Source organism: Oryzihumus sp., assembly GCF_036391795.1.
GTDB lineage: Bacteria > Actinomycetota > Actinomycetes > Actinomycetales > Dermatophilaceae > Oryzihumus.
In genome coordinates this window covers 1-12,631 of the sequence record NZ_DASVZH010000024.1, presented here as the reverse complement: position 1 = coordinate 12,631, position 12,631 = coordinate 1, and the positions used below count along the sequence as shown (strand labels likewise).

General features: G+C 72.8%; 15 protein-coding genes and 1 tRNA gene. 3 read left to right on the top strand and 13 right to left on the bottom strand.

What is annotated here, in order from left to right:
• Nucleotides 1-127: 127 nt before the first annotated feature.
• The 6 genes from VF825_RS01070 to VF825_RS01045 form a co-directional block, all read right to left on the bottom strand.
• Nucleotides 128-910: an LLM class F420-dependent oxidoreductase gene (locus tag VF825_RS01070; RefSeq protein WP_331109219.1), complete on the bottom strand. Its 783-nt coding sequence runs from the start codon at nucleotides 908-910 to the stop codon at nucleotides 128-130.
• A 92-nt stretch (nucleotides 911-1,002) separates the two neighbouring features.
• Nucleotides 1,003-1,075 (bottom strand) — tRNA-Ala (locus VF825_RS01065).
• An 80-nt stretch (nucleotides 1,076-1,155) separates the two neighbouring features.
• Nucleotides 1,156-1,785: a histidine phosphatase family protein gene (locus VF825_RS01060; protein WP_331109217.1), complete on the bottom strand. Its 630-nt coding sequence runs from the start codon at nucleotides 1,783-1,785 to the stop codon at nucleotides 1,156-1,158.
• Nucleotides 1,786-1,788: 3 nt separating this feature from the next.
• Nucleotides 1,789-2,145: a ribosome silencing factor gene (rsfS, locus tag VF825_RS01055; RefSeq protein WP_141788843.1), complete on the bottom strand. Its 357-nt coding sequence runs from the start codon at nucleotides 2,143-2,145 to the stop codon at nucleotides 1,789-1,791.
• A gap of 10 nt (nucleotides 2,146-2,155) precedes the next feature.
• Nucleotides 2,156-2,725 (bottom strand): nicotinate-nucleotide adenylyltransferase, encoded by a 570-nt coding sequence (gene nadD, locus VF825_RS01050; protein WP_414695737.1) that lies wholly within the window; start codon nucleotides 2,723-2,725, stop codon nucleotides 2,156-2,158.
• A 14-nt stretch (nucleotides 2,726-2,739) separates the two neighbouring features.
• Entirely contained in the window at nucleotides 2,740-2,925 is a 186-nt protein-coding gene (locus VF825_RS01045; protein WP_331109211.1) for a hypothetical protein, read from the bottom strand.
• Between the two features lie 175 nt (nucleotides 2,926-3,100).
• On the opposite strand from VF825_RS01045, the gene VF825_RS01040 reads away from it, so the two are divergent.
• Together VF825_RS01040 and VF825_RS01035 are read left to right on the top strand one after the other, a co-directional pair.
• On the top strand, nucleotides 3,101-3,679 hold the full coding sequence (locus tag VF825_RS01040; RefSeq protein ID WP_331109208.1) for a hypothetical protein: 579 nt from the start codon (nucleotides 3,101-3,103) through the stop codon (nucleotides 3,677-3,679).
• Between the two features lie 171 nt (nucleotides 3,680-3,850).
• Nucleotides 3,851-4,846: a glycosyltransferase family 2 protein gene (locus tag VF825_RS01035; protein ID WP_331109206.1), complete on the top strand. Its 996-nt coding sequence runs from the start codon at nucleotides 3,851-3,853 to the stop codon at nucleotides 4,844-4,846.
• Here VF825_RS01035 and VF825_RS01030 read toward each other — a convergent pair.
• From VF825_RS01030 to VF825_RS01020, 3 genes are all read right to left on the bottom strand, one after another.
• Nucleotides 4,815-5,507 carry a class I SAM-dependent methyltransferase gene (locus VF825_RS01030; RefSeq protein ID WP_331109204.1) on the bottom strand — a complete coding sequence of 231 codons (693 nt, stop codon included), beginning with the start codon at nucleotides 5,505-5,507 and terminating at the stop codon, nucleotides 4,815-4,817. The genes VF825_RS01035 and VF825_RS01030 overlap by 32 nt on opposite strands.
• 26 nt (nucleotides 5,508-5,533) lie before the next feature.
• Nucleotides 5,534-6,814, bottom strand: a complete 1,281-nt coding sequence (locus VF825_RS01025; RefSeq protein WP_414695736.1) for a glutamate-5-semialdehyde dehydrogenase — start codon at nucleotides 6,812-6,814, stop codon at nucleotides 5,534-5,536.
• A 600-nt stretch (nucleotides 6,815-7,414) separates the two neighbouring features.
• Nucleotides 7,415-8,587: a serine/threonine-protein kinase gene (locus VF825_RS01020; RefSeq protein ID WP_331109200.1), complete on the bottom strand. Its 1,173-nt coding sequence runs from the start codon at nucleotides 8,585-8,587 to the stop codon at nucleotides 7,415-7,417.
• A 204-nt stretch (nucleotides 8,588-8,791) separates the two neighbouring features.
• On the opposite strand from VF825_RS01020, the gene VF825_RS01015 reads away from it, so the two are divergent.
• Nucleotides 8,792-8,938: a hypothetical protein gene (locus tag VF825_RS01015; RefSeq protein ID WP_331109198.1), complete on the top strand. Its 147-nt coding sequence runs from the start codon at nucleotides 8,792-8,794 to the stop codon at nucleotides 8,936-8,938.
• 65 nt (nucleotides 8,939-9,003) lie between these two features.
• Here VF825_RS01015 and proB read toward each other — a convergent pair whose 3' ends face one another.
• From proB to rplU, 4 genes are all read right to left on the bottom strand, one after another.
• On the bottom strand, nucleotides 9,004-10,122 hold the full coding sequence (gene proB / locus VF825_RS01010) for a glutamate 5-kinase (protein WP_331109195.1): 1,119 nt from the start codon (nucleotides 10,120-10,122) through the stop codon (nucleotides 9,004-9,006).
• 9 nt (nucleotides 10,123-10,131) lie between these two features.
• Nucleotides 10,132-11,661, bottom strand: a complete 1,530-nt coding sequence (gene obgE / locus VF825_RS01005; protein ID WP_331109193.1) for a GTPase ObgE — start codon at nucleotides 11,659-11,661, stop codon at nucleotides 10,132-10,134.
• Between the two features lie 122 nt (nucleotides 11,662-11,783).
• On the bottom strand, nucleotides 11,784-12,062 hold the full coding sequence (gene rpmA / locus VF825_RS01000; protein ID WP_331109191.1) for a 50S ribosomal protein L27: 279 nt from the start codon (nucleotides 12,060-12,062) through the stop codon (nucleotides 11,784-11,786).
• 38 nt (nucleotides 12,063-12,100) lie between these two features.
• Nucleotides 12,101-12,409: a 50S ribosomal protein L21 gene (gene rplU, locus VF825_RS00995; RefSeq protein ID WP_141788855.1), complete on the bottom strand. Its 309-nt coding sequence runs from the start codon at nucleotides 12,407-12,409 to the stop codon at nucleotides 12,101-12,103.
• Nucleotides 12,410-12,631: the final 222 nt, after the last annotated feature.

Below are 12,631 nucleotides of genomic sequence, written 5' to 3'. Positions count from 1 at the left end.
CGGTGGTCACGGCATACGGCGTGCCAGTCCAGCAGGGCGGTGGCGGCGAGCGCGACGGCGAGGGCGGGGACCACGGCGGCAGCGTGCCAGAGCCCGGCGGTCCGAACGCGCCCGCGTGACCAAGGCCTCAGGCGACGGCGTTCTCCTCGTCCCGCCAGCGCACCCAACGCCGCACGCCGTCGAGGTCGTAGCCGGGACCGTTGGCGCCGAGCACGAACAGCGAGACCCCCTGCGCACGCAGCGCAACGCCCGAGTCGAGCGGGTCGCCGCCGACGAGGACCGAGCGCTCGATCTCCCCCGGATCCCGACCGATCGTGACGCACGCGGCGTCGAGCACCTTCGCCTTGCGGGCGAAGTCCTCGCCCTCGGCGAAGGTGTGCCAGATGTCGGCGTGCCGGGCCACGAGCGGCAGGGTCCGGCGCTCTCCCCCACCACCGACCATCACCGGGATGCGCCGGGTCGGCGCCGGGTTCAGCCGGCCCAGCCGCTGCTCGATCCGCGGCAGCCCGGCCTCGAGGGCGTCCAGCCGCTCGCCGACCGTGCCGTACAGGTAGCCGTACTCGACGAAGTCGCGCTCCTTGAAGCCGGCACCGAGGCCCAGGACGAGCCGGCCGCCGCTGATGTGGTCGACGGTCCGGGCCATGTCGGCCAGCAGGTCCGGGTTGCGGTAGCCGATGCAGCTCACGAGCGGGGCGAGCTCCACCCGCCCGGTCAGCTCGGCCCAGGCGGCGAGGACGGTCCAGCACTCGAGGTGCCGGCCGTCGCGGTCGCCGCTGAGCGGGAAGAAGTGGTCCCAGGTGAAGATCGCATCGACGCCGGCGTCCTCGGCCTCGACCGCGGCCCGACGCAGGTCGTCCCACGCTGCGTGCTGCGGGTTGAGCTGGACCCCGATGCGGATCTGCCGTGCCATGTGCCCCCCAGGTGTCGCAGCGGCCCCGGTGGCCACCTGCCCTGACAACGCCGAAGGCCGGCCCCTGTCAGGAGCCGGCCTTCGGTGTCGGGTGGAGCTGAGGGGACTCGAACCCCTGACCCCCTCCATGCCATGGAGGTGCGCTACCAGCTGCGCCACAGCCCCGCACGATCACTCGTGGGTTTCCCTCGCGGGAACGAGGAGTACTTTATCCGGCCACCCCCGGTTTTCACCAAATCGGGTGGTCAGCGCGACGAGCCCATGCCGGCGCCGGCGTTCCACGCCACGACGCGCCAGCCCCGGTCGTACTCCTGCAGGTCGGCCCAGTGGCAGTTGTGCAGCCCCGCGATGGACATCCACGCGGCGTGCTGGTCCAGCCCGACCATCGAGGCCACCAGGGCCCGGCCGGAGACGCCGTGGGTGGTGATGACGGCGCACCGCCCCTCCCCCAGGGTCGGCAGCAGGTCGTCGACGGCGGCACGTGCCCGCACCGCCACCTCGGAGACGGTCTCGCCGTGGATCCCGCGGGGCAGGTCCTCCCCGGCGGCCAGCGCCGCCTGCTCCTCGGGGTACTGCTCCGCCACGTCGCCCGCGGTCATCCCCTGCCACTCACCGGCATGGATCTCCCGCAACCGCTCGTCATACCGGATGGGCAGGCCGACCAGCTCGGCCAGCGTGCGGCCGGTCTCCGCGGCGCGCTGCAGGTCGCTGGCGACGATGACGTCGGGCTGGTATGCCGCGAGCGCGGCTGCCGCGGTCCGCGCCTGCTGCCGCCCGACCTCGGACAGGTGCGTGTCGAGCTGGCCCTGCCAGATGCCGCTGGCGTTGTGGTCGGTCTGGCCGTGGCGCCAGACGATGAGGCGGCGACGCGACATGGCTCAGGCGCCGAGGTCGATGGCCGGGCAGTCCTTCCAGAGGCGCTCGAGGGCGTAGAACTCACGCTCGTCCTCGTGCTGGACGTGGACGACGATGTCACCGAAGTCGATGAGCACCCACCGGCCGTCGCGCTCCCCCTCGCGCCGGACCGGCTTGGCCTTGAGCGTGTGCAGCTTCTCCTCGACGCTGTCGACGATGGCGTTGACCTGCCGCTCGTTGGCGGCCGAGGCGATGACGAAGACGTCGGTCAGGGCGAGCTGGTCGCTGACGTCGATGGCCAGCACCTTGCTGGCGAGCTTGTCCTCGGCGGCGGTGGCGGCGGCCTTGGCCAGGTCGATGGCGTGCTGCGTGGCGGCCACGCGGGTCCTCCTACGGTTGGGCGTACAGGTGGTGCTTGTGGATGTACTGCGTGATGCCGTCGGGCACGAGGTACCAGACCGGCTCGCCCCGTTCGACGCGGGCGCGGCAGTCGGTGGAGCTGATCGCCATGGCCGGGACCTCCTGGAGGGTGACCCGGTCGCGGGGCAGCCCGTTGTCGGTCAGCTCGTGGCCGGGACGGGTGACCCCGATGAAGTGGGCGAGCTCGAACAGCTCGTCGGCGGCCTTCCACGACAGGATCTGCGCGAGGGCGTCGGCGCCGGTGATGAAGAACAGCTCCGCGTCGGGCCGCTGCGCGGCGAGGTCGCGGAGGGTGTCGATCGTGTAGGTCGGGCCGGGCCGGTCGATGTCGACCCGGCTGACGGTGAAGCGGGGGTTGGACGCCGTGGCGATCACCGTCATGAGGTAGCGGTGCTCGGCCGGGGAGACCTGGCGTGCGTCCTTCTGCCAGGGCTGGCCGGTGGGGACGAAGACGACCTCGTCGAGGTCGAACAGGGCCTGGACCTCGCTCGCGGCGACCAGGTGACCGTGATGGATGGGGTCGAAGGTTCCACCCATCACACCCAGGCGGGTGGTCAGTGGTGGTCCCCGTGGGTGTGCTGACCCGTCTTGGCCGCGGTGTTGCGGAAGGTCCACAGCACCCCGAGGAGGGCGGCGAAACCGAAAGCGGCCAGGGCGCCGTAGGCCCAGGTCGGGATCGGCAGCTCGCGGGTGTGCTCCTCAGCGGCGGCCAGGTGGGTCAGCAGGGGCGAGAACGACATGGGCACAGCCTAGCGGGGCGTCCGTGCAGGTAGGACAGGGACCTCACCTGCACACTCGACCGACATCGCGGCCTTCTGTCCGGGGTTGTCATGTCGGGAACCGGGCGACGTCGGTCCTGCGTGCCCGGCTGGGGACAACCCCGATCGGACCCCCCAGGATCGCCATCATCGACGCATGGCCCTGACCGAGCTGTGGGTGGAGCTGCACCGCGCCACGTGCCTGCCCCGACGACAGGTCCTGGCCTTCCTCACCCGCCGCGAGCTGACCTCCGCCATGAGGTCGGGACGGCTCGTGTCCCCCGCGCCCGGTTTCTTTGCGATCCCCGGCGTGCGGCTGGGTCAGGCACTGGCCATCGCGCGTCGGGCGGTGCTGTCGCGGCAGGCGCGCGGCGTCGCGGCTTGGGCCGGCCCGAGGTCGGGCTCGCTGATGGAGACGCTCGTGCGCGCGACGATGATCCAGGGACAGATCCGCGGATGGGTCGAGCAGCACCTCATCGAGGCCGGCGGTGTCCGGCACTGGACCGACTTCGCGTTCCCGGCTCGACGCGTGGTCGTTGAGGCCGAGGGGTATGCCTTCCACGCCGGGGTCCGGGAGTTCACCAACGACTGCGCGCGCTACAACCGGCTCGTGGCGGCCGGGTGGACCGTCGTGCGGGTGACCTGGCGCGACCTCGCCGACCCTCACCGCCTGTGCACCCTGCTTCGGAGGGTGCTGGGTCGCCGCCGGGGACGAGGCGAGGTGGTGGTGGCGTGACCACTCGACCGACATCGCGGCGGTGTGCAGCACCTGTTCGCGCCCAACGGCCGCGATGACGGTCCGGCGTGCACGCCCACCCGGGACGGTGGCCGACAGGGGAAGGCGGGCACGGCACACCGGGGGCTGAACCGTCGCGGGGTCAGGACCGGCGCCGGTTAGGCTTCCCACATGTCCGTCGAGCTGTCCGTGGTCGTCCCGATGTACGACGAGGCGGAGGTCCTCCCGCTGCTCGTCGAGCGGCTGCGCCGCGCCCTGGACGGGACCGGCGCGTCCTACGAGGTCGTCGCGGTCGACGACGGCAGCAAGGACGCGACGCCGGTGCTGCTGCAGCGCTACCGCAAGGAGTGGCCGCAGCTGCGCGTGCTGCGGCTGCGGGCCAACGCCGGGCACCAGGCCGCCATCTCGGCCGGCCTCGCACGCGCCGTCGGGGACTACGTCGCGACCCTCGACGCCGACCTGCAGGACCCGCCCGAGGTGCTCGCGCAGATGCTCCAGGTCGCCCGGCGCGACGGGGTCGACGTGGTCTACGGCGTGCGCTCGGACCGCTCCTCCGACTCGGCGTTCAAGCGCGGCAGCGCCCGGGCGTTCTACCGCCTGCTGCGCAGCCTCGGCCAGACCTCGGCGCAGGTCGACGCCGGCGACTACCGGCTCATGTCGCGGGCCACGGTCCAGGCGGTCAACGCCCTGCCCGAGCACCACCGCGTGCTGCGGTTCGTGGTGCCGGCGCTCGGCTTCCCCTCGGCCTCGGTCGGCTACCGCCGCGAGGTGCGGGCCGCCGGGCGCTCGAAGTACCCCCTGGCCCGGATGATCAAGCTCTCGGTGGACAGCATCACCGGCTTCTCCACCGCTCCCCTGCGTCTGGCCACCTGGTGCGGCATCGGTGGCGGCATCGCCGCGGTCCTGCTGCTGGTCTACGCCCTCGTCGCCCAGCTGCGCAACGAGACCGTGGCCGGCTGGACCTCGACGGTCGTGGCGGTGGCCTCGGTCGGCGCGATCCAGCTGCTGTGCGTCGGCATCCTCGGGGAGTACGTCGGGCGGATGTACACCATGATGCAGGGCCGCCCGTCCTACTTCGTCGCCTACGACTCGGCCGCCGAGGACAGCGGTGCGGACAACCCCGTGACCCGTGTGGCTACGGCCGCCGAGCAGTCACGAGCAGGCTGACGCCGGGCAGCTTCTTGACCGGCAGGTAGCGCTCGGCGGTGATGACCGCACGCAGGCCGGCGTTGACCGCCGGGTGCAGGTCGTCCAGGTCGCTGCCGTTGGAGGACTTGCGCCGCAGCGCCACGACCGGGCGCAGCAGGACGTTCCACGACGTCATCGACTCGACCCGGAAACCGTTGCGCTGCAACAGGTCCTGCAGGGTGGGGCGGGTGTAGCGGCGTACGTGCCCGACCGCCTCGTCGTGCGAGGACCACAGCCGGGGGTCGCACGGCACGGCCACGAGGAAGGTCCCGCCCGGGCGCAGCACCCGGTGGATCTCCCGGGCGCAGGCGTCGTCGTCGACGAGGTGCTCGAGCACGTCGAAGGCCACGACCAGGTCCATCGCCCCGGCCTGCACCGGCAGAAGCGTGGCGTCGGCGCGCATCACGGGGATGCCCCGCTCGGCGGCGACCTGCGCCCCCTCGGGGCCGTACTCCAGCGCGGCCGCGTCCCAGCCGAGCTCACGGAGCACCCGGGTGTTGCCGCCACCGGCGGCGCCCACGTCCAGGGCATGTCCCGGCTGGACCCCCGTGAGGGCAGCCGCGAGCAGGTGCCGCCGCTCGCGATACCACCAGTGGGTGTCCTCGAGCGCGGCCAGCTTACGAACCTCGGTGCCTTCCACGGTCGGCAATCCTGCCAGTTGCCGGCTCAGGAACGAACTTGGCCGTCCCCCTCGACGATCCACTTGGTCGTCGTGAGCTCCGGCAGGGCCATCGGGCCGCGGGCGTGCAGCTTCTGGGTGGAGATGCCGATCTCGGCGCCGAAGCCGAACTCGCCACCGTCGGTGAACCGCGTGGAGGCGTTGACCATCACCGCCGCCGCGTCGACCTCGGCCACCCAGCGCCGGGCCGCGGCGCGGTCCTCGGTGACGATCGCCTCGGTGTGCCCGGTGCCGTAGCGGCGCACGTGCTCCAGCGCCTCGTCGAGGCTGTCCACGACGCGGGCGCTGAGGTCGAGGGAGAGGTACTCCCGGCCCCAGTCCTCCTCGGTCGCCGGCTCGTATGCCGTGCCCGCGGCGTCCGCGAACGGCCGCACCTGCTCGTCGCCGTGGATCCGCACGCCGGCACCGCCCAGGGCGGCCAGGGCCTTGGGCAGGAAGTCGGCGGCCACGTCGCGGTGCACCAGCAGGGACTCGGCGGCGTTGCAGACGCTGGGCCGGTGGACCTTGGAGTTGAGCGTGATGGCCAGGGCCTTGTCGAGGTCGGCCGCCGCGTCGACGTAGACGTGGCAGTTGCCCACGCCGGTCTCGATGACCGGCACGGTGGACTCGCGCACGACGGTCTGGATGAGGTCGGCGCCGCCGCGCGGGATGAGCACGTCGACCCGGCCGCGCGCGGTCATCAGCGCCCGCACCGCGTCGCGCCCGCCCTCGAGCAGCTGCACCGCGTCGGCCGGGATGCCTTGCGCCTCAAGGGTGTTGCGCAGGACGGTGACGAGCGCCCGGTTGGTCGAGGAGGCCGCGGACCCCCCACGCAGGATGACCGCGTTGCCGCTCTTGAGCCCGAGCCCGGCGGCGTCGACGGTGACGTTGGGTCGCGCCTCGTAGATCATCCCGACGACGCCCATCGGCACCCGCACCTGGCGGATCTGCAGGCCGTTGGGCAGGGTCGAGCCGCGCACCACCTCCCCCACCGGGTCGGGCAGCCCGGCGATGTCACGCAGCGCCGCGGCGACCGCACGCACCCGGGCCTCGTCCAGGCGCAGCCGGTCGAGCAGTCCCTCAGCCAGGCCGGCCCCCCGCCCACGCTCGAGGTCCTCGGCATTGGCCTCGATGACCTGCGGGGCCGCCGCCTCCAGCGCGTCGGCCATGGCCAGCAGCGCAGCGTCCTTGTCGGCGCGGGAGAGCAGCGCCAGGCGGCGGGAGGCCACCCGCGCCCGGTCGCCGAGCTCGGCGACGTGGGCGGTCACCTCGGAGTCGATCGAAGCCATGCCTGCAGCGTATGCCGGGTCCTCGCCTGCACCGCCAGCCATTTCGTCCCGCGGACACAGGTTGCGACACCGAAGGATGAGACGGCCCTTGCGGCTACCGGCGCCCCGGAGGGCGGGGCGGCACGCCACCGCCCTAGTGCCCGTGGTGGCCGCCGTGACCGCCCTTGCCGTGATGGTCCCCGTGATGTGTCTGCGGGGCGGGCGCGACAGCCGCCGGCCTCGGCGCCGGTGTGGCGCTGGGCGCGGGCGGCGGCGGGGGGGACGGCGAGGGCGAGGGCGAGGGCGTCACGACGGGGTGGACCGGCGGAGCCGCAAGGGCAGCGAGGTCGGCAGAGACCCTGTCGGCCGCCGCCTGGATCCGGGCGGCCTCCACCGAGCTCACCCGGCCCGACCGACGGGCGGCGGCCAGGTGGTCGCGCAGGGTCGCCAATGCCGTCATGGCTGCTGGGAGGTCCCTGGCCGCCCCGGCCCGGGTCACCGACAACACGTCCCGCTGCAGCCCCGCGAGCGCCAGCGCGTGACCGTCGGCAGTGCTCGTGGTGGCACAACCGCTCAGGGCGAGGCACAGCGCAGCAACGCCGAGCACCAAGCGACCCCCGGTCATCCGCCGACCGCCTGCTGCAGGTCGTGGAGGTCGACGCCGAGGCGGCCGGGCACCGACGGGTAGGCCGGTGGCCGCACCGCAGGCGTAGCGGCGCTGGAGCCGTCCGGGCCGAGGAGCAGGAAGCCGCCGCCCAGCAGCGCCCCGGCCAGGGCCAGGACGAGCGCCGCCCTGCGGTCCGCCGGAGGAATCGCCTGAAATCGGCGCCATCGTGAGGCAAGGCCGTCCCGGGCGCGCGCTCGGCGACTCGCGGCCCGGCGAGCTGCCCGACGCGAGGCGGGGACCGGCTGGGCGGCGGTGACGTCGCCTTCCAGCAGGGTCGACAGCGTCTCGGTCACCTCCCACGCGCTCGGTCGCCGCAACGGGTCGATGTCGGTCATGCGCAGCAGCAGCCCGTGCAGCACGGGGTCGAGGTCCGCAGGGACCTCCGGCGCGCGGTGCAGCCGGGCAACCGCCGACTCGATCGCGTTGCCGGGGTAGGCAACTGCTCCGGTCAGGCTCTCCAGCACCACCAGACCCAGGGCGTAGACGTCCGTGGCCGGGCCGATCGGCTCGCCCCGGACCTGTTCCGGGCTCAGGTACGGCGCCGTGCCCAGCGCGGTGCCGGTGAGGGTGCGCCGGGTCGCGCTGACCAGGCGCGCGATACCGAAGTCGGCGAGCTTGGCCACGACCTCCCGGTCGGGGCCCGTCACTGCCTCCCGGAGCAGGATGTTGCCCGGCTTGACGTCGCGGTGCACGAGGTCCTGGGCGTGCACATAGGCCAGGGCACTGGCGACCTGGCACGCCACGGCCGTTGCCTGCAGCTCACTCAGCGGTCCCTGCTCGCGCAGCTGGCCCGACAGGGTCGGCCCGGGCACCAGCTCCATGACGAGGAACGTCGGCGACCCGTCCTCCGCCGGTGGGCCGGCGTCGTGCACGGTCACCAGGGCGGGGTGGCTCAACGCGGCCAGCATGCGGATCTCCGCCGGCTCCTGGCTGCGGCGATCGTCGTCCACCCACGGGAAGACCTTGACGGCGACCGGTCGCTGCAGGACCTCGTCCCGCCCGGCGTACACCTCGGCCATCCCCCCACGACCGAGCAGGTGCTCGAGCCGGTAGCGGTCGGCGAGCACGTCGCCCGCCCCGACGGTGACGGGAACCGGTGACGGCTTGGTGGCTGGGCCGGAGTCCATGGGGGCAGTCTGCCCCACTCGGCGACGTGTCGCCGACCGGGGCTGGCCTGCGGAAACGTCGTGGCAGCACTGTGTTTCGGGCCACACGGACCGCACCGTCCACATGCCCAGTTCCCGGAAAAACAAACGTGGGCTCTCGAGTGGCGCAGTGACCCCCTGATGCGGCAAGGTCCCCGAGTCACGTCCCCCAACCAAGGAGAACTCGTGATTGCGCTCGGCCTCATCCTGATCATCCTCGGGCTGCTCGTTGCCAGCCTGAAGGTCCTGCTGACCATCGGCATCATCCTGCTGGTCGTCGGCCTCATCCTGAACTTCGTGCCGATCGGCGGGCGCCGGCGTCGGATCTACTGAGCCACGCCTCACGCGTCGGCCCCGGTCAGCTCGCCTGACCGGGGTCGACGCGCTCCCGCCGGGGGCTAGAGCAGGACCAGGTCGTCGCGGTGGACGACCTCACGCTCGTAGGACGGGCCGAGCTCACGCGCGAGCTCGTGGGTGGTGCGGCCCAGCAGCCCCGGCAGCTCGGCCGAGTCGTAGTTGACCAGCCCCCGCGCCACCGCGTGTCCGTCGAGGCGGCACAGGTCCACCGGGTCCCCGTCGGTGAACGTGCCTTCGACCGAGACGATGCCGGCCGGCAGCAGCGACTTGCGGCGCTCCACCACCGCGCGCACCGCACCGGGGTCGAGCACCAGCCGGCCCCGCGGTGAGGTGGCGTGGGCCAGCCACAGCAGCCGGGACGCGCGCCGGGACCCGGTCGGCGCGAAGAACGTGCCGACGTCCTCGCCCGCCAGCGCCTGCGCGGCCTGCGCCGTCGAGGTCAGCACGGTGGGGATCCCGGCACCCGTGGCGATCGCCGCCGCCTCGACCTTGGTGGCCATGCCGCCGGTGCCCACCGCAGACCCCGACCCGCCGATCCGGACGTCGCTGAGGTCGTCGGCGTCCCGGACCACGGGGATCCGCGAGGTGCCCTCGCGGCTGGGCGGCCCGTCATACAGCGCGTCGACGTCCGAGAGCAGGACCAGGGCGTCGGCGTGCACCAGGTGCGCGACCAGCGCGGCCAGGCGGTCGTTGTCGCCGAAGCGGATCTCGTGGGTGGCGACGGTGTCGTTCTCGTTGACCACCGGCACGACGCCGAGGTCGAGCAGCCGGTCGAGCGTGCGCCGCGCGTTGGCGTAGTGGCTGCGCCGGGTGACGTCGTCGGCGGTCAGCAGCACCTGGCCGACGGTCAGCCCGTGGGTGCCGAAGGCATGGCTGTATGCCGCGACCAGGGCTCCCTGCCCCACGCTGGCGGCCGCCTGCTGGGTGGCGAGGTCACGTGGGCGCTTGGTCAGCCCCAGCGGGGTGATCCCCGCGGCGATGGCGCCGGAGGAGACCAGCACAACCGACGAGCCCGCCTCGCGCCGGGTGGCCAGCACCTCCACGAGGGCGTTGAGCCGCGCCACGTCCAGGCTGCCGCCGTCGCGGGTCAGCGAGCTCGACCCGACCTTGACCACGACCCGGTGCGCGTCGCGCACCGACGACCTCCCCACGCTGCTCATGGCCGCAGCCTAGAGATCGTCGTCGTCCTCCGAGGCGGCGTCCGCCCAGTGACCGGCCTTGCGCTCGGCCGCCAGCTCATCGCGCGCCGCCGTCTTGGCGGCACGGCGTGCGGCGTAGTCCTCACGCTTCTGGTCACGCGTCGGGCGGTGGGCGTCCTCGAGGCGCAGGTCGGTGCCACGCGGACCGGCGAGCAGCTCGGCCCCGGCGGACATCGTCGGCTCCCAGTCGAAGACGACCGCGTTGTCGGTGGCCCCGATGACGACGGTCGCCCCGGCCACGGCGCCGGCCTTGAACAGCGCCTCCTCGACGCCGGCGCGGTTGAGCCGGTCGGCGAGGTAGCCCACGGCCTCGTCGTTGGAGAAGTCGGTCTGGCGCACCCAGCGCGTGGGCCGCTCGCCGACGACGCGGAAGATCTCGCCGTCGGGCGTGTTCTCGCGGGTCACCGTGAAGCCACTGTCGTCCACGGCCTTGGGCCGCAGCACGACCCGGGGCACCTCGACGACCTCGAGTGCCTTGCGGGCCTCGGCCACGTGGCGGGCCATGGCGAAGCCGAGCTCGCGCAGGCCGGTGCGGGCCACGGCGGAGACGATGAAGACCTCCAGCCCGCGGGCCTCGAGGTCGGGCTGGACCATCTCGGCCAGCTCGCGGGCCTCGGGCACGTCGGCCTTGTTGAGCACGACGATGCGGGTGCGCTCCGAGAGCGGCTTGCCACCCAGCGACTCGTCGGCGACGTACTGCGAGAGCTCCTCCTCGATCACGTCGAGGTCGCTGAGCGGGTCGCGGCCTGGCTCCAGCGTCGCGCAGTCGATGACGTGCACGAGCACCGAGCAGCGCTCGACGTGGCGCAGGAACTCCAGGCCCAGGCCCTTGCCCTGGCTGGCGCCGGGGATGAGGCCGGGCACGTCGGCGACGGTGAACCGCTCGTCGCCGGCGGTGACCACGCCGAGGTTGGGCACCAGCGTGGTGAACGGGTAGTCGGCGATCTTGGGCCGGGCCGCCGAGAGCACGGAGACCAGGCTGGACTTGCCGGCCGAGGGGTAGCCGATGAGCGCCACGTCGGCGAGCGTCTTGAGCTCGAGCACGACGTCGAGGGCGTCACCGGGCTCGCCGAGCAACGCGAAGCCGGGGGCCTTGCGCCGCGGCGAGGCCAGTGCCTTGTTGCCCAGGCCTCCGCGGCCACCGCGCGCGACGACGTAGGTCGCACCCATCCCGACCAGGTCGGCGAGCACCTCGCCGGAGGCGGACTTGACCACGGTGCCCTCGGGGACCGGCAGCATCAGGTCCTCGCCGTCGGCCCCGTTGCGCTCGTCACCGGCGCCGGGCTTGCCGTTGGTCGCCTTGCGGTGGGGGTGGTGGTGGTAGTCCAGCAGCGTCGTGGACTGCGGGTCGACGACGAGGACGACGTTGCCGCCGCGACCGCCGTTGCCCCCGTCCGGGCCGCCGAGCGGCTTGAACTTCTCGCGGCGCACGGACGCGACGCCGTGCCCGCCGTCACCGGCGGCGACGTGCAGGACGACTCGGTCAACGAAGTTCGCCATCAGGGCCTCTCATCGGATGCTGCTGGGGTGGTGCCCCGGAGTCGCAACGCCGGGCAGAAACGACGCGAGGGGGCGGGCCGGACGGCCCACCCCCTCGCGTCGAGGATCGTGCGTGTCCCGCGTCAGGCGGACTCGCCGACGGAGACCGTCTCGGCGGGGACGATGTTGACGGTCTTGCGGCCCTTCTTGGAGCCGAACTTGACCGCACCCGCAACCAGCGCGAACAGCGTGTCGTCGCCGCCACGGCCGACGCCGTCACCGGGGTGGAAGTGCGTGCCGCGCTGACGGACCAGGATCTCGCCGGCGTTGACGGCCTGGCCGCCGAACCGCTTCACACCAAGCCGTTGGGCGTTGGAGTCGCGGCCGTTGCGCGTCGAGGATGCACCCTTCTTGTGTGCCATGTTCTAAACCTCGTTCTCGTTCGTGAAAGGGGCGAGGCTCAGGCCTCGATCGCGGTGACCTTGACCTGGGTCGAGTGCTGACGGTGACCCTGGCGCTTCTTGTAACCGGTCTTGTTCTTGTACTTCATGATCGTGATCTTCGGACCCTTGGTGGCCTTGACCACCTCGGCCGTGACCTTGACCTTGGCGAGCTTCGCAGCGTCGCTGGTGACGGTGGAACCGTCGACCAGGAGCAGCGGCGTGAGGTCGACACTGTCACCGGCCGCCCCGTTCACCTTGTCGATGATGAGGACGTCGCCGACGGACACCTTCTCCTGACGGCCGCCAGCGCGGACGATCGCGTACACGATGAGCTCACTCTCTTATGTCGTTCGGGGTAAGCGCGCCGCTTCATGACTACCGGTCCGTCAACACGGGCTCGGTGGGCGCACCGAAGGATCAGGGTACTTGCTGGGCGCCCTGCTCAGCAAACTCGCCGGAGGCCTCCCCGGCGGTCGCCGCGCGGGGCGGTCCGGCCGGGGCCACCACGCGGGCGCGCTTGCGGCGGCCACGGGTCGCCGGGGCGGTCG